This is a genomic window from Pseudoalteromonas sp. 0303 (assembly GCF_013349995.1).
GTDB lineage: Bacteria > Pseudomonadota > Gammaproteobacteria > Enterobacterales > Alteromonadaceae > Pseudoalteromonas.
Genome location: NZ_JABVXF010000001.1, coordinates 204,179 through 222,444, shown reverse-complemented (window position 1 = coordinate 222,444; position 18,266 = coordinate 204,179). Strand labels below are relative to the sequence as shown.

Annotated in this window: 18 protein-coding genes and 2 tRNA genes; 9 read left to right on the top strand and 11 right to left on the bottom strand. The window is 40.3% G+C overall.

The features are described from left to right. Positions 1-31: 31 nt before the first annotated feature. From HUS62_RS01060 to HUS62_RS01050, 3 genes are all read right to left on the bottom strand, one after another. Complete coding sequence (locus tag HUS62_RS01060; protein ID WP_175078256.1) at positions 32-448, bottom strand: MAPEG family protein; 417 nt, start codon at positions 446-448, stop codon at positions 32-34. Between the two features lie 280 nt (positions 449-728). After that, the gene (locus HUS62_RS01055; RefSeq protein WP_175078255.1) at positions 729-1,469 is read right to left on the bottom strand and encodes an SDR family oxidoreductase; all 741 of its coding nucleotides are present in this window, start codon (positions 1,467-1,469) and stop codon (positions 729-731) included. 29 nt (positions 1,470-1,498) lie between these two features. Next, positions 1,499-1,966: a MarR family winged helix-turn-helix transcriptional regulator gene (locus tag HUS62_RS01050; protein ID WP_220094649.1), complete on the bottom strand. Its 468-nt coding sequence runs from the start codon at positions 1,964-1,966 to the stop codon at positions 1,499-1,501. 223 nt (positions 1,967-2,189) lie between these two features. On the opposite strand from HUS62_RS01050, the gene HUS62_RS01045 reads away from it, so the two are divergent. After that, the gene (locus HUS62_RS01045; RefSeq protein WP_175078254.1) at positions 2,190-3,389 is read left to right on the top strand and encodes an Nramp family divalent metal transporter; all 1,200 of its coding nucleotides are present in this window, start codon (positions 2,190-2,192) and stop codon (positions 3,387-3,389) included. A gap of 64 nt (positions 3,390-3,453) precedes the next feature. Here the strand turns inward: HUS62_RS01045 and HUS62_RS01040 are convergent, their stop codons facing one another. From HUS62_RS01040 to HUS62_RS01030, 3 genes are all read right to left on the bottom strand, one after another. Next, complete coding sequence (locus HUS62_RS01040) at positions 3,454-4,680, bottom strand: amidohydrolase family protein (protein WP_058584924.1); 1,227 nt, start codon at positions 4,678-4,680, stop codon at positions 3,454-3,456. A gap of 11 nt (positions 4,681-4,691) precedes the next feature. Further along, on the bottom strand, positions 4,692-6,074 hold the full coding sequence (locus HUS62_RS01035; protein ID WP_062565285.1) for an amidohydrolase: 1,383 nt from the start codon (positions 6,072-6,074) through the stop codon (positions 4,692-4,694). Between the two features lie 112 nt (positions 6,075-6,186). Next, positions 6,187-6,972 carry a hypothetical protein gene (locus HUS62_RS01030; protein WP_054561389.1) on the bottom strand — a complete coding sequence of 262 codons (786 nt, stop codon included), beginning with the start codon at positions 6,970-6,972 and terminating at the stop codon, positions 6,187-6,189. Between the two features lie 357 nt (positions 6,973-7,329). On the opposite strand from HUS62_RS01030, the gene HUS62_RS01025 reads away from it, so the two are divergent. Further along, on the top strand, positions 7,330-7,692 hold the full coding sequence (locus HUS62_RS01025; RefSeq protein WP_063704979.1) for a DUF3718 domain-containing protein: 363 nt from the start codon (positions 7,330-7,332) through the stop codon (positions 7,690-7,692). 53 nt (positions 7,693-7,745) lie between these two features. On the opposite strand, the gene HUS62_RS01020 is transcribed toward HUS62_RS01025, so the two are convergent. Beyond that, on the bottom strand, positions 7,746-8,441 hold the full coding sequence (locus tag HUS62_RS01020; RefSeq protein WP_054561387.1) for a hypothetical protein: 696 nt from the start codon (positions 8,439-8,441) through the stop codon (positions 7,746-7,748). A 112-nt stretch (positions 8,442-8,553) separates the two neighbouring features. On the opposite strand from HUS62_RS01020, the gene HUS62_RS01015 reads away from it, so the two are divergent. Together HUS62_RS01015 and HUS62_RS01010 are read left to right on the top strand one after the other, a co-directional pair. Next, complete coding sequence (locus HUS62_RS01015; RefSeq protein ID WP_175078253.1) at positions 8,554-9,414, top strand: fructosamine kinase family protein; 861 nt, start codon at positions 8,554-8,556, stop codon at positions 9,412-9,414. A gap of 228 nt (positions 9,415-9,642) precedes the next feature. After that, entirely contained in the window at positions 9,643-9,846 is a 204-nt protein-coding gene (locus HUS62_RS01010; protein WP_054561385.1) for a CPXCG motif-containing cysteine-rich protein, read from the top strand. A gap of 39 nt (positions 9,847-9,885) precedes the next feature. Here the strand turns inward: HUS62_RS01010 and HUS62_RS01005 are convergent, their stop codons facing one another. Next, entirely contained in the window at positions 9,886-10,512 is a 627-nt protein-coding gene (locus HUS62_RS01005; protein ID WP_175078252.1) for a riboflavin synthase subunit alpha, read from the bottom strand. Positions 10,513-10,606: 94 nt separating this feature from the next. Here HUS62_RS01005 and HUS62_RS01000 point away from each other — a divergent pair, with 94 nt between their 5' ends. From HUS62_RS01000 to HUS62_RS00985, 4 genes are all read left to right on the top strand, one after another. Then, complete coding sequence (locus HUS62_RS01000; protein WP_175078251.1) at positions 10,607-11,965, top strand: MATE family efflux transporter; 1,359 nt, start codon at positions 10,607-10,609, stop codon at positions 11,963-11,965. Next, entirely contained in the window at positions 11,940-12,959 is a 1,020-nt protein-coding gene (locus HUS62_RS00995; protein WP_175078250.1) for a DUF3080 family protein, read from the top strand. The genes HUS62_RS01000 and HUS62_RS00995 overlap by 26 nt, the downstream gene beginning before the upstream one ends. A gap of 114 nt (positions 12,960-13,073) precedes the next feature. Next, positions 13,074-13,150, top strand: a tRNA-Val gene (locus HUS62_RS00990). 22 nt (positions 13,151-13,172) lie between these two features. Beyond that, positions 13,173-13,249: transfer RNA gene (locus HUS62_RS00985), tRNA-Val, on the top strand. 259 nt (positions 13,250-13,508) lie between these two features. On the opposite strand, the gene HUS62_RS00980 is transcribed toward HUS62_RS00985, so the two are convergent. After that, positions 13,509-13,823, bottom strand: coding sequence for a multidrug efflux SMR transporter (locus HUS62_RS00980; RefSeq protein WP_058584908.1), 315 nt, complete (start codon positions 13,821-13,823; stop codon positions 13,509-13,511). A gap of 192 nt (positions 13,824-14,015) precedes the next feature. Further along, positions 14,016-15,962, bottom strand: coding sequence for a glycoside hydrolase family 97 protein (locus HUS62_RS00975; protein ID WP_175078249.1), 1,947 nt, complete (start codon positions 15,960-15,962; stop codon positions 14,016-14,018). Between the two features lie 194 nt (positions 15,963-16,156). Here HUS62_RS00975 and HUS62_RS00970 point away from each other — a divergent pair, with 194 nt between their 5' ends. After that, positions 16,157-17,065 (top strand): ABC transporter substrate-binding protein, encoded by a 909-nt coding sequence (locus HUS62_RS00970; protein WP_175078248.1) that lies wholly within the window; start codon positions 16,157-16,159, stop codon positions 17,063-17,065. Positions 17,066-17,094: 29 nt separating this feature from the next. Here the strand turns inward: HUS62_RS00970 and prpF are convergent, their stop codons facing one another. Beyond that, positions 17,095-18,264, bottom strand: a complete 1,170-nt coding sequence (gene prpF / locus HUS62_RS00965; protein WP_175078247.1) for a 2-methylaconitate cis-trans isomerase PrpF — start codon at positions 18,262-18,264, stop codon at positions 17,095-17,097. Positions 18,265-18,266: the final 2 nt, after the last annotated feature.

Genomic DNA, 18,266 nt, shown 5'->3' with positions numbered 1-18,266 from the left:
CAATGCCTTTTTTATATGTTAGCAATGCTGTTTAAATCAAACGTAAACCAATCAGAACTAGCATCACAATATTTGCCAAAGCAGCGATTAAAAAGAAATAGCTGCGTGGGCTTGGATTCTTCTCAGTAGCCACACCATAATACAGCAGCATATGAATGATTCTGGCTATCACATACATCCAAATACACAGTGCAAATGCGCTGCTGTTCAAGTTTAAAAAGAACCCCAGAAATACGGTACTTAAAAATAACGGGCTATTTTCTAAGGTATTCATAAATGTGCGATGTGAACGAAACACAAAGCTGTCATGACTTAATGAATTATCGAATTTACCAGGCACCGCATTGGGTTGTTTGGCTTTTGTGACAGCTGCAACTATCCACTGAATAGTAAGCATAATTAGAAAAACATACACAGCCGCATAAGCTGAAAAAGTAAGTTCAGGCATCTTCATTTCCTTTTCTATGACAACATGAATGCCTATTCCTTGCAAAAAACCAACCAATTTAAAGCACTGATTTATAATTGGTTATTTATATGATTTAGCTTTTGCAGTACCAATTGTTCGCAAAGTGTATAAATTTTACAGCGTTGCTGAGCAATTTATGAAGTAATAATAAATGTGAGTATTATTTGAAACTTAAGAAAACTAAATTTATTTTAACAGGTCGCTAAACTAAAACGGTGCTTTTTAAAGCACCGTTAGTTTTGCAATACGTTTATTCAAATTATTGAATATAAGCACCACCACAAACAGGGTTATAAGTGCCTGTGATATGACCACTTTTCTCGCTTGCTAAATAGCTCACTGTATTCGCAACATCTTCAGGTTGAGCAATTTTTTGAGTTGGAGTGTGTTGCCTAATCATTTCTTTAAACTCTTCTGGCGCTTCTTTTGTTGCATCTGTTTCTACAAGACCAGGCGCGACAATATTTGAAGTGATCCCATAAGGGCCAAGCTCTTGAGCCAAATATTTATTGAAACTATCAAGCGCGCCTTTTGCAGTACCATGGGCAATAAAAGCGGGTGCTGGCATTTCTGATAAAGTACTTGAAATAAATATTAATCGACCAAACTGCTTTTCTTTCATTACTTTAGCTGCAAGTTGAGCTGTGTTGTAAGCCGCAAACATTTCATCATTTAATTTTTGAGAAAATTCTTGCCAAGTTTGATCAAGAAATGGCTTCGAAGTAAAACTCATATTCGCATTTGAGATAAGTGCATCAACTCCGCCATGCTGGCTAATATTGTTGATCATTTCTTCAACTTGAAGCGGATCTCGGACGTCTGCTTTAACAGCAAAAGCCTCACCACCATTTGCGATAATTTCATCAGCAAGCTTGTTTGCAACTTCTGAGCTATTTACATAATTAATAAATACTCGGTAACCCTCAGCAGCCAATTCCTTTGCGCAAGCTGCACCAATACCACGCGCACCACCTGTAATTAATGCATTTCTTTTAGACATACTAATTCCTTATTAATAAAAAATATAATTTAAGATTTGAGCAAAGATCGAAGATTTGAGACAACCTTAACTAATAGCTCTTGCGATTCATTTAAACCTTTAAGATCAATATGATTTTGAGAATCATCTAATACACCCTGAGCAATTTTTGTGCATTCGCTTACAACATCGAGTGACTGCTCTGTCAGGTTAACCAATTTAGTACGGCTATCTGTTTCCGACTTAACTCGCATAATCCAGCCATTTTTCTCTAATACTTCTACTGAGCGGCTTACGCTTGATTTTTCAAGATACAAAATGTCACAGATTTGGCTCTGTGATATGGAGCCATATTGCTTTAAAGTTAAGATCACTCCCCATTGTTCCGCAGTGATATTTATACCTGCCTGCTTAAACCGAGAAGTTAAAAGCCGATTAAATAAACGACTCGCTAAACCTGTTAAATGTCCCATAGAGACCGTTAAAGGCACTTCTGCTTGGTGTTTATTGTTTTCCAAAAGCGTTCACCACATATAGTTGCATATACAACAAAATAACTTAAATAAGATTTACTTGCAATTAGCATTATTCAACTTTCTTAAATTTCGATTCAGGTTAGCCTTGTTGCTATTTCTACTTTACCGCAGCCTTAAGAGCCTTTACCCTTACCTATTGATCATTTTGTGGTATGAATAATATTTAACCACAAAAATTCTAAAACTCTAATAATAAAGGTTTTTTATGCGTTTAGGTCCCGGACTTCTGGTCACCGCTGCTTTTATTGGCCCAGGTACCATCACCACGGCAAGTGTTGCTGGTGCTAATTTTGGCTTTGCTCTTATTTGGACTTTATTGTTCTCTGTCATAGCGACTATTTTGTTGCAATCTATGGCAGCTCGTCTTGGTGTGGCTACAGGGCTAGATTTAGCCTCAGCACTTAGAACCACCATTCAAAGACCGATTTTTAAAGCCCTGGCTGTAATATTAGTAATAAGTGCGATTGGCATTGGCAGTGCAGCTTATGAAGCTGGTAATCTGACTGGTGCAAGTTTAGGACTGCAAGAAATACTACCTTCTGTAAGCCCACTACTCTGGACTCCCCTTATTGCAATTTTAAGTGCAGTACTTTTGTACACTGGCAAACATAAAGTCATTGAGGGTGCGTTAATTGTTTTAGTGGTGTTGATGAGTTTAGTGTTTATTTCAACGCTGGTGATGGCGGCTCCGCCACTTGGAGAAGTGCTAAAAGGGTTTATACCTAGCTTACCTGATAATTCTATCACCACGGTACTTGCCTTAATAGGCACAACAATTGTGCCCTACAACCTGTTTTTACACTCTGGGGTACTTGCAGAAAAACACGATAGTTCAAAAAATATCGACAAAGTTATCAAAGAAACAAATCTTGATACCAGTATTTCGATAACTTTAGGTGGGATAATCACGTTAGCTATCTTATCAACAGCCTCTGTGGCATTTTACGGTACCGATGCAGGTAAAATTTCAGCGGCCAATATGGCTGTGCAGCTTGAGCCACTTCTAGGTGGTATGGCTCATTATTTCTTTGCTATCGGTTTATGTGCTGCCGGGCTTACTAGCGCAATAACTGCACCTCTTGCGGGTGCTTACGCTGTTTGCGGCATGCTTGGTTGGTCAACACAAATGAGTGATACACGTTTTAAACTGGTTGCTATCACTATCCTTGTTTTTGGTGCACTGGTCGCATCACTTGGGCTTGACCCAGTTGCGGTAATCATCTTTGCGCAAGCTGCCAATGGTTTATTACTGCCAATTGTAACCTGTTACCTTGTTTGGTTGGTAAATCAAAAATCGGTAATGAAAGGCTACACTAATTCGCTGTTACTTAACCTTGTAATTGTGCCAGTAATACTGCTTATATTTGGCCTTAGCGTTTATAAACTAAGTAATCTAATTTTTTAGCTTTTAGTTTGAAAAAATGTATAAAAAAGGCCGCAAATTTGCGGCCTTTTTATATGTTGAGCACTTATTTAGTATAAGCGCGTGGCATCGCTGAATCAGTTGTATAACGATCGCGTAGTTTGTCTTGACGCGCTTCGGTTGAAACCTCTTCACCGTTGATCCACATTTTGCTTACGTGTGAGTTAAGCTCAAATGGATCTGCAGACCACATAACTAGGTTTGCACGTTTACCTTTGGCAATTGCGCCTGAGTTTAAACCAAAAACATCAGCAATATTGCTGGTTACTGCGCTAAGTGCACCTTGTTGGCTCATACCGTATGACACAGCATTACCTGCATCAAAACGTAATTGGTATACATTGTGGCTTGAGTCACCAGCAACACCAATAATGACTTTTACACCGGCTTTTTCAAGCTTACCTGCGTTAGCAAGGTTTGCATGTAATGAGTCAAAGCTACCCGGTAAGTTAGCCATAGAACTGATGATCACAGGTACATCCGCTTTAGCTAGAGCATCCGCAACCACAACAGCATCATCACCGCCATGAATCACTAAATTGATGCCATAGGTTTCTTTTAACTTAACAAGTTCATAGATGTCAGATGCGCGTTGAACACTCGCAATCAGCGGCATATCACCAGCAAGCACAGCTGCTAACACTTTTTGCTCTGTTGATGGCTCTTTTTTGTCATCTTTTTTAGCTGACTTTTCGCCTTCAAGCTTGTCGATAAGTGTTTTCATCGACATAGCACGTGAGCCTTTACTCTTTTCACCTAGGTGAACAACAAGCGCAACTTGCTTTTTATTTACGCTTTCAAAGCTGCCTGATAGATCAACTACAGATGCAAGACCCGCAAAAATACTGTCACCGCCGTTTGGTACAATCACGTCTTGAGTAATGCCGCCTTTGCGTGCATAAGGAATTAAGCTACTGCGTGGGTTGAATGCAAGGCTTGGATCAAAATCAATCCCCGCTTTGTCGTCACCACCATCACGCGACCCTGCAACAGCACCCACTTCGACTAAGCCTAATTGGTTCATAGTACCAATAAAGCCAGCAGTCACGATTTGGCCTTTTGCATCAATGGTTGTATCCGCGTTGATAGACGCAGGGTTAATAGCAACAATTTTGCCATCTTCAATAACAACGCTTGCGCCTTCAAGTACGCCTTGCTCTGTTGAAGTGTGTAGTGTTGCATTTACAATCGCTACCGATGCAGCACTTGCTGTCGCAGAAAATAAGCCAGCAGCAACAAGTGACAGCTTTAATGATTTAGTTAATTTTGTCATCAATGTTACTCCTATTTTTGACCTAGCATGAAATCACTTTGTGCTTGGTATTTATCATCGTTACGATCATAAACTTTGGCACCATCGATAAATACTTGTTCAGCTTTCGCATAAACACTGAATGGGTTTTGGTTCCAAATAACCACATCAGCTTGCTTACCTGCTTCAAGTGAACCTGTTTTATCATCAATACCTAGCGATTTAGCCGCGTTTGAAGTGATCCACTTGATTGCGTGTTGCTCAGAGATGTCGTAACCCACATCATTTGCGCGATACATCACTTTACCGGCTTCTTGGTTTAAGCGTTGGATAGTTGTATCAGAATCAGAGTGAACAACGGCACATGAATTTTTAACAGCATCTACAATTGCTACGTTCTCTTGAACCATGTCGTAGGCTTCCATTTTAAAGCCCCACCAATCAGGCCAAAGTGCCGCACAGTTACCGTTCTGGGCAAGTAAGTCAGCAATTTTGTATGCTTCAACACCGTGATGGAAAGTACCTGAGTGATAACCAAACTCTTTACCAAGGTCGATCATCATGGCCATTTCTTCTGCTTTATAGCAGTGGTTATGAATTAAAATGTCACCTTCTAACACACCAGCTAGCGTATCTAGCTTAATGTCGCGGTGAGGTGCTGCAGGGTTTTTACCCGCGGCATAATCACTTTCGTATTTATCCCACTCGCGTTTGTACTCAGTCGCTTCAATCCACGCTGTGCGATAGCCCGCCATGTTACCCATACGCGTTGATGGTAAAACACCTTTGCGGCCATAAACACGTTTCGGGTTTTCACCACATGCCATTTTTAAACCATACGGTGCTTCAGGGAATTTCATACCTTGCATTGTGTGCGAAGGAATGTTTTTAAGTGTTACACCGCGGCCACCAATTAAGTTTGCTGAACCTGGTAGAATTTGTAATGACGTAATACCGCCTTCACGAGCACGGTTAAAGCCAGGATCTTGTGGCCATACTGAATGCTCAACCCATACTTCTGCAGTCACAGGGCTGGTCATTTCATTACCATCTTGATGAGATGCCACCGATGGAGTTGGGTATGCACCTAAATGTGAATGCACGTCAATAATACCTGGTGTTACCCATTTACCTTGTGCATCAATTGTTTTATCTGCTTGAACAGAAAGGTCTTTACCTACTTGTTGTACTTTGCCATCAACAAAGAATACATCTGCGTCATCTAAACGTTCACCAGTGCCGGTTAAAACAGTGGCATTAGTGATTAACGTACTTTGTGATGCAAGTGGCTGATAAGTGCTAGGGTATGGGTTTTTGTTAATTGAGACTTTTGGATCTTGTGGGCCATTGTCTTGGCAACCCGCTAACGCGACACCAAGCGCCATAACCAACAAGGATGGTGCAAATTTCTGCATTCTTACGTTCCTCTTTTTTATTATTTAATTACTTTAACTAATTGTTAATTCTAATGCGAGTAAACGAGGCCAGTCACCAATATTCAAGACGAACAACCAGCCTCACAGAGCGCTATTTCTTTATGTAGTTGTTATATAACTGCTCTAACGCACCTTCGGTCGTTAAGCTCGGATCTTTGTTGATAAAATGTTTCACAGTTCGAGTTACAAAGTCTGAGTTTTGCTTATGCTGCTTGGCAAAACTTTTAATCAGTGAATCAGCATCGTTAGCTGCGGTTACTTTTTCGTGTCGATGGCGGTATTGACTCAATGCTCGGTTAAAATCGCCATTATAATCTTCTACCACCAGCTTATAGAATTCTGTTCTGTCGACTTGTAAATCATTAATGCAGTAATTAAGCGCGTCTTTAAAGTCATAAAAGACTTTGCCTTGCACATCAAATTCGGCACGCTTCTCACGAATAGTGACACTGGCATCTTCAGTTGCATAGCTGTAACCTTGAAATGCTAATCGCTCTGCTGCCTCTGCACCTAACTTCATGCCTGCTTTAATACTGTGCACAAACTCATCACTCATATCGTGAAGTTCACTCTCGTGCCACATGTGATAAATTCTCAGCGCTTTTGCATACTTTGTTGAGAGTTTCTTTTTAAGCTTTGTCACTCGCCCATCAATAGTCAGCACTCGTTCGTTATGCAGTAATGCAAAGCACTCATAACATGCTGGAATTGATATAAATTCAGCCTCTTCGCCTAAATCTATAATACTTTGTAGCATATGCAGTGGCGGACAAAAATCTCGCTCAGTTGCTTCACAACCACAATAAAAACATTGATTAAAGTGTTTTGATTCAGATGCATAGGCTTGTTGATAATAGCCTGCTAATTTTGTGGTCACTCATGCTCCTTATACTCTGAATAGCCTTTTTAAGAAAAGCTAGAGTTAATACTTAAATGTAAAAGCTACGTAAAAATTAAGCCTTTAATACGAGCCAAAACACGTTTTAAAAAATAAATGAAAAAAATTTCAGCCTATTTGTGTCAAAATTCACACTTTAAAATAGCACTTATCAAGCGGTTAGTTTTACTTGTTCACATCTACATACTTACTTACATCTTGTCGATTTTCATTAACAGCAATTGTTCTTGTTTAGCGTAATACTTTAAATGTGCCCAGCAAACAGGAAGTGTGAAGTATCCATAAAAGCGAGGTCGCACATACTAAACGTAATACGGACAACAACTGGAGAGAAAGATGAATACGTTAACTACAGCACTCGGTACAGCATTAATTTTAGGTTCTTCATTAGCAGCAACTGATGCAAGTGCTGCACAATTTGTCGCAGCAGATAACTCGCCTGGCACGCAAGCTTGCATGGCCATTGCTTCTAACAAACCATTAAACGTATCAAGCACAATGCGCGATCTACGCTTAAGCAAACGAGTAATGACAGAAAAACTACTTTGCAATGATATGACGACTGATAAGTTTGCAAGCACTTATGGTTTTCATAACTCTGCGAAATACTTAAATTTTGAAACAGCAACTAAAACAAGTATTCAAGATATTGCTAAAGTATCTGATGACACGGTGATTGTTATTGCTGGTTCTAAATAATGATGAATTCACTGTAGCAGGTCTTTAAAGGCCTGCTACAAGTTTCTTCTTCGTTAAACGAGCGCAGCTATCAGGCCAAATAGGCCGCCAAATACCCCACCCCAAATCACTAACCAACCTAAATGTTCTTTGATCATGGTTTGAATAATATCTTTCACCATGGTTGGCGTAAGCTCATTCAGACGCTCATCTACTAAACGCTCAACAGTGCTGTGCAATGAGCCACCAAGATGAGAGTTGGCAAATAGCTTTTCATCTAGAATCGTTTTAAATTCGTCGCTCTTTGAAATATCAATCACCGCTGCTTTCATTTTTTCAATGAAAGGTTCACGCATCGGCTCAAGCGCATCACGGCCACCAAACATTGATAGCATGCCACCAAATTGTGAGTTTTCGATAACCTCAATTAAAGAGTCATAAGCCGGACTTAAATTAACTTCACTGATCACAGGCTCTAAATCAATATTTGGCTTAGCGAGCGCCATGACCTGATCTATTTTCTCTTCGGCGAAGAACTCGGTCATTACCAAGTTACGAATAGCCACCTTAAAAGACGCAAACTTTAAAGTTATAACCCCAGAGCCGTATAAAAATGGTACTTTTTCGAATAGCATGTGAATAGCAAGCCAGTTAGTTACTGCGCCCGATAACGCAAATAAACCAACAGAAAGCACAATTGCTTGTTCAAATAAAAATCCGACTAATACTAAGGCAAGCGCCACTAAATTAGTAATGAGACTTTTATTCATCTGACCCCTCATAAATACTTCGATAAACTTTAACAATATTAACGCTATGGGTTTGTTAATTCATCGTCTTTTTGCCATAGTTTAATTATATGGTTAAAAGGTGAACAAAATTATGTGGAATTCGGTGAATGAACAGATTAGCCAAGCGATGCACTTTGATTTTAAGCATACCTTTAAGCGCCAATTACAATCACCCAATAACGACAAATACTTCCAAATTGGTGATGATCTACACCACTTTTTTGTGAAAGTCGCTCACTTGAGTGATCTAGAGCGCCTAGAGTGCGAAGCCTTTAATCTTGAGCTATTAACCCAAGAAAGCTTATTTATGATCCCAGACTGCATCACCACAGGTTGCAATATTGAGTTTTCATTTATCGTGCTTGAATGGTTAGAGCTTGATAAACAGCCCCATACCAATTGGCGTGAAATGGGTGAGCACCTTGCCCATTTACACCAAAAGCATACCCAAGCCATGTTCGGCTTAGATAACGATAATTTCCTTGGCCCTACTCTACAACCAAATCGCTGGCACAAAAAATGGGATGTATTTTTTGCTGAAGAACGCATTGGTTGGCAATTGCAGTTATTACAAGAAAAAGGCATTGAGCTTGTCAATCAAGACACCTTCATCGCTTTTGTTAAAGACGCACTGCATAGCCATGTTGTAGAGCCTTCGTTATTACACGGAGATTTTTGGCGTCGAAATATGGGCTTTTATAATAATGTTCCCAGTGTATTTGACCCTGCTTGTTATTATGGTGATCGGGAATGTGATATAGCAATGAGTGAGCTATATGCGCCACTGCCTGATAGCTTTTATGATGCCTATAACGAAATCTATCCTCTGCAGGTAGGTTACGAGCAACGTAGAGCCATCTATCAACTATACCCTATGCTCAATAATGCCAATATCTTTGCAGGGCACTATCTTACTGAAGCAAAACAACAAATTGATCAGCTACTGAAATAAGCGAGAATTCACTGTAAAAGGAATGTCACAAACCGCTAAACACAGCTATATTTAGCTTATAAAGCGTATTAATAAAGATGCTAACCGAATTGGTAGCACTACGCTTACATCTATTCGGTTAGTGAGTTATATCAATCTAATTAAATCTAGATTCATTTTTGATGAGTTAGGGTTTAATGAAGATTGCAATTTAACGAACTCAGGCATGCCTGATTAAGGTAAAAGCTGATGAAAGACCAATACACACAACGGATTTCATGCCCTCACTGTGGCCACCACATTCATGTTGCACTTGATGCAAGCGACGGTGACCAAGATTACTATGAAGATTGCGCAGCATGTTGCAATCCCATTCATTTAAATATGCATATAGATTACGCACATAACAAACTCGAATTACATGTCGATAGTGACGACGAGCAAATTTTTTAATTTGCTCGTTTTTATACTTATTTACCTCGTTTATTGTATTTATTTTGCTTGTTGCGAGAGATAATTTTCGACCGTGTTGATAATGGTATAAGTTTGCTGATCGACTTCGATATTTAACTTATCACCCTCGCGGTAGTTATCGAGATTGGTAATAGAGAGTGTTTCTGGGATCAGGTGTAGCCAAAAGCCCTGCTCATCAACTTCACCTACAGTGAGGCTTGCCCCGTTAACACTCACAAATCCCTTATAAAGCACGTATTTTTGCCACTCTTTTGCTAATGCTAATTGCATTTTACAGTTATCTTGATGGTGGTTAATTGAAAGTATCTCGGCCATACAATGAATGTGACCCGACACGATATGCCCGCCTAATTCAGTCCCAAAAGTCACTGAACGTTCAAAATTCACCGTCTCATTGACAGTCAGCATACCTAGGTTGGTTAACTTCAATGTTTCATCAATCACATCAAAATTTATAACACAGCAGCCTTTCGTGTCTGATGCAAACTTCACCACGGTTAAACAACAACCATTAATGGCTATACTCGCGCCGATATTCAAGTTTTCAGCATATTGCTGATCTACTTTTAAAGCTAGCCTCAATACACCGCCTTGGTTAGTAGCGTCAACCACAACGGCTTGCGTTTGCACAATTCCAGTGAACATCGCTTTCTCTTTTTTTCATTAAATGGATAACTGCGATTTTTATTGATCTATGAATAGATTACAATGGCTGTCTGTTTACTTAGTCGTGTAATTTATGTCTTTTTGTAGTTGGGAAGCCAAAAGGTTAATTTCGTTAGCCATTCCTGTTTTTTTGGCACAGGTAACCCTTATTTTAATGACGGTTGTAGATACCGTGATGGCAGGCCAAGTAAGTGCAACAGACTTGGCGGCACTTTCTATTGCAACAGGTATTTGGAATCCGTTAATGCTTGCATTGCAAGGCATATTATTGGCGTTAACGGGTATCATTGCGCAGTTTGCTGGTTCAAACGATAAACAAGGTATTAGTCATTATTTTCAACAGGGCCTGTATCTGGCATTAGTACTTGCCATAATCGGTTTAGGGCTGGCAAGCCTCGCTGATACTGTACTAAGTCAATTAGATACTTCAAAGTCTATTACGGAATTAGCCGAGCAATATATTCATTTTGTTAAATGGGGTATTTTTGGGTTTTTACTTTTCAGTGTGTATCGCAATATCACTGAAGGTATGGGAATGACCAAACCTGCTTTTTACATTAGTTTAATTGGCTTAGCGGTTAATATTCCGGCCAACTACGTATTTATCCACGGTAAATTAGGTTTTCAAGCGTACGGTGGCGCGGGCTGTGGTATTGCCACGGCGCTGGTATTTACAGCAATGGCGTTAACTCAGGTTATTTATTGTCACTTTAACAAAAAGATTGATGCCAAAGCATTGCTAGCCAATTTCAAAGCGCCAAAGCCCGCTACTATATGGACTATCACCAAAGTAGGTATTCCAATTTCATTAGCTACCTTTTTTGAAGTAACGCTATTTGCTTGTATTCCTTTGTTTATAGCGCACTTAGGTGCAGTTGCTGTTGCCGGTCACCAAATTGCAGCCAGTGTGACGACATTACTGTTTATGATGCCGTTAAGCCTCTCAATTGCCATTAGCATTCGAATAGGCAATTTGTTTGGCCAACAACACTATCAGCAGTTAAAAAATGCCGTTAAAACGAGTTATATTCTCGCGGCAATTATTGCTTTTCTGCTGGCAAGTGTGACCTTTTTTGCCCGTGATATTATAAGCCAATTGTATTCTGACAACCCTGAAGTATTGGCACTTGCCTCTTCAATCATGGTACTTGCTTGTATCTATCAATTACCAGATGCCCTGCAAGTTTCTGCCAATGGTATTTTACGTGGATTGAAATACACAGCACCGATTGGTTATATCACCTTTGTATCCTATTGGTTGATCGGCTTTGCGCTTGGCTTCGTACTTGCTCGTACAGATTTAATTGTTCCAGCGCTGGGCCCTCATGGCTTTTGGATAGGCATTATTGTGGGTTTAAGTGCCGCAGCAGTTATGTTGATGTTCACTGTTCATAGGCGATTTAAACATGCACCTTTTTTGCAAAACCAATAGCCTTTTAAACTCTATCATCGCAACAGCGTGTGTGGCACTTATTGCCTGCACGCCCTCTTCCGGTGATGTAAATCACACCTACGCGCAAAGATTAGAAAACGTACTTAAAACCGAAAGTTTTAAACTCTCTAAACCAAGTACACTAATTGTTAACCACTTTTCTGAAAATACTGAAGATAAAGCAACCATTGGCATGCTTGAACTTGCCCAGTTACGTCAATGTAAACTTGCAACCCTTATTGCTGAGCACAATAACCAGCTTGGCAAAACAGCAACGCCTGCTAATGTTCTTAGTTATCAAATTAAGTTTATTCAAAGCGCAAATGAATGCTTAGAAAGCTTTGATGAGCAAGGTGAGCTAGTTGAAAAAATAAAACTCACCGCAGTACAAAAGCAAGCAAACCTATCAAATTACTTTAAAGCTATGCTGCTCAACGAAAGCGAGTTTAAGCAAAGCTGGCAGCTAAGTTCGACACACATTGATGAAAACACCGCAGGTTTTAGCGAAACCGTGAGCGCGATGGAGCAAATTGCTAAGTTAAACAACCAAATTAATACCGGCAAAATAAACGCTATAGAGCCTGAGCAAATCATCAACCAACTCGAAGTATTAAATCGTTTTAAATACAACAAGCTACTCATTTCTGCGTCAAGGGTGCAAACACATTACAATCAACAAATAACAGCGCTGCTCATGCAGTACTCAAAAGATGTGCTCTGCCCTGAAAATAAGAATAAACAAAAGGCACAAACGCTAAGTAATGTGTTTAAAAAGTTTTATTTAGAGCAACTACAGCCTTATCAATCATTCTTAGTTGGTCGATTAGAAACCCTACAACCTCTTTACCAGCAAATATGGCATGACACCGAAATGGCCCAGTTTGTAGATAGCGACAGTAATGCCGCAATTTTACAAAGTCTTAAGCGCTCTGCGAAAAGCCATGTTGCTTGGTGGCAAGGTTTTTACAGAAGGTGCGAAATTAGTCCGTTATGAATAAAAAACCAGCACTTAGCACAAAAATAGCTAAAGCTGCTTGATTCACACAACCAGTCGCTATATATTAGCCTCCGTTGTTTAGCCACGCTAACAACAGTTTTAAATCAAAATACAACCGTAGCTCAGTTGGTTAGAGCGCTACCTTGACATGGTAGAGGTCGGTGGTTCGAATCCACTCGGTTGTACCACTCTTGATTTTAACACCTCAGTACGACCGTAGCTCAGTTGGTTAGAGCGCTACCTTGACATGGTAGAGGTCGGTGGTTCGAATCCACTCGGTCGTACCAATTTATTCAAAATCCTCATAATTTCATTATCCTAAAATCAATATTATACAGTTGAAACTCAGTTGGTTAGAGCACTACCGCTCTCTATGACCCACGCCAAAATCAGTGGTTCGAATCCACTCGGTCGTACCAATTCTTAATGTTCCAAGTTTAAAATATGTAGTTCAGTTGGTTAGTGCACTACACCTCTCAGTCTTAAGCACTTTGCTTTATTGCCTGAATTAAAGATGTGAAACTGAGCAGCTTAAGTAAAACAATATTAATTCGCTAATTTCAAACCAATAATTCCAAGAGCAATCAGCAGTAAGCTGGCAATTTTTAATAGGCTTACGCCTTCTGATAATAGCGTCATGCCAATAATTGCTGAGCCAATTACGCCGATACCCACCCAAACCGCATAAGCCAAACTGAGTGGTAATGATTTGAGCGCCACGCTTAAGCAATAGAAGCTCGCAGCCATGGTTAAGAGTGTAAAGAATGAAATGAGTGGTTTAGTAAAACCGTTTGATTGTTTTAGGCCATAAGCCCAAGCGACTTCAAGTAAGCCAGCAGTAATAAGTAGGATCCAATTCATGGTCGACCTCTTTATGGGGTCGTCCCCGAATTTAAATTACAACTTTAAGGTCGTCCTTAAAGTGGTGTAGTACATCACCACACCCGACAAAATCTAGCACGCCCAAGTTAGCAAGGCAACTATAACCAAAAAAAGCGAGCAACCTGCTCGCTTTTCTCTACTTGGTTTTGTTTATCGCCTATTAACTCACATTTAGCGACCAATAATCAGTGCGCCACCTTGAGCTAATAAGTTTAAGGTTAACTTACCACTGTTACTTACTTTGACTTGCTTGGTTCCTGCACTGCCATTTTTGTTATCAAACAACAGGGTGACTTTTTTGCCAGCTAACATAGGTAAATCAATATCTAATGTTTTGGTTTTATTTTCACCATTCACAGCTGCTACCCACCATGTTTGTTGATGACGCCTTGCGATCGTTACATCTTGACCCGGCTGACCTGCAATATAGCGTGTTTCATCCCATACCGTTGGCATCTCCTTTAAAGTATCAAGAACAAATTGAGGTTGCTCTTCAAGGTTATTTGGCGTCAGGCCAAAATGTTGCACTGGTGATTGATAAAGCACACCTGTTGCCAGTTCAAATGTATCTGTGGTTTTACGAATAGTGCCGTCTGTTTGATCTTGAGATAAGCGTTTGTTTAAAAACACTGGGGCAAAGTCCATAGCGCCAATAGCATTACGAGTGAACGGTAAAATAGTTGCGTTATAGGCATGTAAATCTAACGAATTTTGATGAAAAACAAGGTTCTCCGATGCCAGTACCGCTTCAGATGTGACGAAGTTAGGATACATTCTTTCCCAGCCACGCGGTATGGTGCTGCCATGAAAGGTGATCACTAAACCATACTGATTTGCATCAGTGAGAATATCTTCATAGAGTTTAATGGTTTCTTGTTTGTCACCACCAAAAAAATCTACTTTAAGCCCTTTTACACCAATGCTTTGCAGCCAGGCCATTTCATTTCGACGTGCTGGTGCACTGTTCATTCTATTTTGTGGGGTCTGTGGTGCATCATTCCACCAGCCATTTGAGTTGTACCACAAAATAACATCAACGCCCTTTCCATTGGCGTACTTAACCAATTCAGCCATTCTCTCGCGGCCAATGTTTTTATCCCACCAATTGTCGATTAATACATATTCAAAATTTAATGATGCAGCTAAGTCAATAAATTTGATTTGGTCATCGTAGTTGATACTTGGGTCTTGCCAAACAATCCAGCTCCATGTTGAACGACCCATTTTATACTCTTGGCTTGCTTGATAAAGGGGTTTAACTAAATCAAACGCCACGGTTGATTCAACGATTGGTTTTAAACTTGCTCCTAACGTGATGGTGCGCCAAGGTGTGGTTGCAGGCATTGCCATAGCCGCATAAGTTGCACCAATGCCATTGTTCTCTCCAGCCTGAGGAAATGAAATACGATAAACACCGTCTTTCGTGCCTTCGCTTAATTTTGAGCCAACATAATGGCTATCAACCCCGGTTTCTGAGATTAAAAGCCAACCTTTATCGCTATTTTTAAATAATGCAGGAAAGGTATAGCCCACGCCGTTCGCTGACGGTGTTCCAAGGGTTTCGTTAAAGGTGTAAGGCTCTTCGTAACTTGGTTTTGTTTGCATCCAGCCCGTTTCAGGTAAGGCTTGTGGGCTTATAAATGTAGTTGCAGAATCTGGTAAATTAAAAGCGCTGTATTCAGCTAACACCTTGATACGGGTGTCTGTTTCAGCTCCCGATATCTGATATCGAAATGCAACATCGCTATCAGACACATTAAACTCGACGCCAAGCATTCTGCCGTCTTGGTTTTCAAATTGCGCTTTGAGTGAATTTGCTGTGTAGTTTACTTCACTTACCTTCGCATTATGCAGCTTATAGCTTTCATTGACTGAAGCTGTTGTATGGCTTTTATATTTTAGGCTTTGTGAAAAATCACCCAGGTTGGTTTTTAAACCAAGCTGTGATTGCTGCAAAAACACTTGGTTGCCATAATTTACCCTATAAACAAGCTGATTTTGTTGTTTTTCGAGTTTTACAGTTATTTGTCCATCTGGGCTTGTAACGCTAAGCGGTAATTGTGCGTGAGCAAGCATAGAGCTTGTGAGAAGTGATATATAGATACTTGGTTTTATCATTGTTGTTATCCTTAAGCTGCAAAAGCATTAAGTGATATCATAATACAAATGTAAACTTTTTGTCACTCAAGCCTATTAAAATAAGCTGTGATCGAAAAATGTACTCCATCCGTTAGATATTGTTACAGTTACTAGGTTGTATATTTACGGCAAAAGGCTAAGCTTTAGATAAATAACAAAAACTTAAACAATTTATGAAACTACTAACCGTATTTTTTTTATTCGCCTCATATCAAGCTCTTGCGGGCCTTACGCCTGTTAGCTTTGAAAAAAATGGCGAAATCATCACTGAAGAAGCGGTGCGTTTCAACGGCGGATATGGTTATAACTTAGATGCCAAACATGTTCTAAAGCTCGTTACTTTAGATTGGCCTCCTTATATAGACGAAAACTTATGCAACAAAGGCTGGCTTTACCAATTTGCTGTAAGCTCCTTACTTGAAAAAGGCTATGGCGTGCACATTAGCTTTTATCCTTGGGCGCGTGCCGTAAGAGAAGCTGAATTAGGTCGCGCTGATATTCTCTTTCCTGAATATTTCATTGAAGATGATGTTATTTCAGATAACTTCCTTGATAAAACCCGCAACAATTTACTCGCTTTAAGCCATGCCATTCCAGCTGGGAATCTTTCTTTCGTGGCGTTAAAAGGAACTCAAATTCCATTTAATGGGGATTTAAACTCTGTAAAAGACTTGCCTATTGGTGTAGTTCGCTCATATAAAAACACCAAAGAACTCGATGCCATGATTGATAATAAAGAAATCGATACAATCGTCGCTAATAATGAGTACCAACTAATTCATCTCTTACTTAGTAACCGAGTAAGCCTGATTGTGGCAGATCTTGAAGTGTTAAAAGCAAGCGTTTACAAGTCTGAATTATCAAATAGCGGCAAACGACAAATTTTAGAATCACTGGTCGCATTAGAGCCTAAGCTTGAATACAAACCGCTATATTTTTCTGTCAGCAAATCAACGCCGCACTGGCAAAAAGTTTTAGAAGACTTAAATGACGAAATAGAACTAATGCAACAAAGCGGCAAGTTTGACGAGTTTATCGAAGGTATGAAGCAACAATGCTACGGATTAGACAAAGCGGCGTAAACGCCGCTTTATTTTGATTATGTGTACTGCTACTCGGGCACTCGAACCCAGCCTTCCATTAATACACGTGCACTTCGGCTCATACTTGCTTTTGTGACTTGCCAATTACCATCAACAAGTGTTGCAGCAGCGCCCACTTTTAAAGTGCCAGAAGGATGACCAAAGTTTACCTCTTGTCGCTCACCACCACCTGCAGCAAGGTTTACTAAAGTTCCAGGTATGGCAGCTGCAGTACCTATTGCTACCGCAGCCGTGCCCATCATAGCATGGTGCAATTTACCCATCGACATAGCACGTACCACTAAATCAATATCGGTTTCATTTACAACTTTACCGCTTGATGCGTGATAAGTTTTAGCTGGTGCAACCCAAGCTACTTTTGGCGTATGTTGACGTGCTTTTGCTTCATCAATATGAGAAATTAGCCCCATTTTCATCGCTCCATAGGCGCGAATCGTTTCTAACTTTTCAAGTGCCGATGCATCACCGTTAATGGCTTCTTGTAGCTCTGTGCCATCGTAGCCAACTTCACTGGCGTTAATGAAAACTGTAGGAATACCCGCATTGATCATCGTTGCAGACAACATACCAATACCCGGCACCTCTAATTCATCGACTAAGTTACCTGTTGGAAATAAGGCCCCTTCGCCATCTGCGGGGTCCATAAATTCAAGTTTCACTTCAGCGGCTGGAAAGGTCACGCCATCAAGCTCAAAATCACCAGTTTCTTGCACTTCACCGTTAGTAATTGGCACGTGCACTATGATGGTTTTATTAATATTGACTTGCCATACTTTAACTTCAACAACGCCGTTCTCTGGAATTTTGCTGGCATCAACAAGACCGTTTGACACAGCAAAGGCCCCGACTGCTGAAGTTAAATTACCGCAGTTACCACTCCAATCAACAAACGCCTTATCGATAGCAACTTGACCAAACAGATAATCAACATCGTGATCAGCTTTAGCGCTTTTCGATAAAATCACCGTTTTACTGGTGCTTGAGGTTGCACCGCCCATACCATCAGTTTGTTTTTGGTAAGGATCGGGGCTGCCAATCACACGTAATAACAGGTTGTCGCGCGCCTCACCTGCCACTTGGGCAGGCTCAGGTAAGTCAGTTAAGTTAAAGAACACTCCTTTACTGGTGCCGCCACGCATATAGGTCGCTGGCACCTTAATTTGTGGTTTAAACGCCATCG

Bases quoted from the DNA above. Each gene is read 5' to 3' on its own strand.
- prpF (WP_175078247.1), bottom strand. From the start codon at position 18,264: ATGGCGTTTAAACCACAAATTAAGGTGCCAGCGACCTATATGCGTGGC.
- HUS62_RS00980 (WP_058584908.1), bottom strand. From the start codon at position 13,823: ATGAATTGGATCCTACTTATTACTGCTGGCTTACTTGAAGTCGCTTGG.
- HUS62_RS01045 (WP_175078254.1), top strand. From the start codon at position 2,190: ATGCGTTTAGGTCCCGGACTTCTGGTCACCGCTGCTTTTATTGGCCCA.
- HUS62_RS01055 (WP_175078255.1), bottom strand. From the start codon at position 1,469: ATGTCTAAAAGAAATGCATTAATTACAGGTGGTGCGCGTGGTATTGGT.
- HUS62_RS01035 (WP_062565285.1), bottom strand. From the start codon at position 6,074: ATGCAGAAATTTGCACCATCCTTGTTGGTTATGGCGCTTGGTGTCGCG.
- HUS62_RS01025 (WP_063704979.1), top strand. From the start codon at position 7,330: ATGAATACGTTAACTACAGCACTCGGTACAGCATTAATTTTAGGTTCT.
- HUS62_RS01000 (WP_175078251.1), top strand. From the start codon at position 10,607: ATGTCTTTTTGTAGTTGGGAAGCCAAAAGGTTAATTTCGTTAGCCATT.
- HUS62_RS01060 (WP_175078256.1), bottom strand. From the start codon at position 448: ATGCCTGAACTTACTTTTTCAGCTTATGCGGCTGTGTATGTTTTTCTA.
- HUS62_RS01015 (WP_175078253.1), top strand. From the start codon at position 8,554: ATGTGGAATTCGGTGAATGAACAGATTAGCCAAGCGATGCACTTTGAT.
- HUS62_RS00975 (WP_175078249.1), bottom strand. From the start codon at position 15,962: ATGATAAAACCAAGTATCTATATATCACTTCTCACAAGCTCTATGCTT.
- HUS62_RS01040 (WP_058584924.1), bottom strand. From the start codon at position 4,680: ATGACAAAATTAACTAAATCATTAAAGCTGTCACTTGTTGCTGCTGGC.
- HUS62_RS01005 (WP_175078252.1), bottom strand. From the start codon at position 10,512: ATGTTCACTGGAATTGTGCAAACGCAAGCCGTTGTGGTTGACGCTACT.
- HUS62_RS01010 (WP_054561385.1), top strand. From the start codon at position 9,643: ATGAAAGACCAATACACACAACGGATTTCATGCCCTCACTGTGGCCAC.
- HUS62_RS00995 (WP_175078250.1), top strand. From the start codon at position 11,940: ATGCACCTTTTTTGCAAAACCAATAGCCTTTTAAACTCTATCATCGCA.
- HUS62_RS00970 (WP_175078248.1), top strand. From the start codon at position 16,157: ATGAAACTACTAACCGTATTTTTTTTATTCGCCTCATATCAAGCTCTT.
- HUS62_RS01020 (WP_054561387.1), bottom strand. From the start codon at position 8,441: ATGAATAAAAGTCTCATTACTAATTTAGTGGCGCTTGCCTTAGTATTA.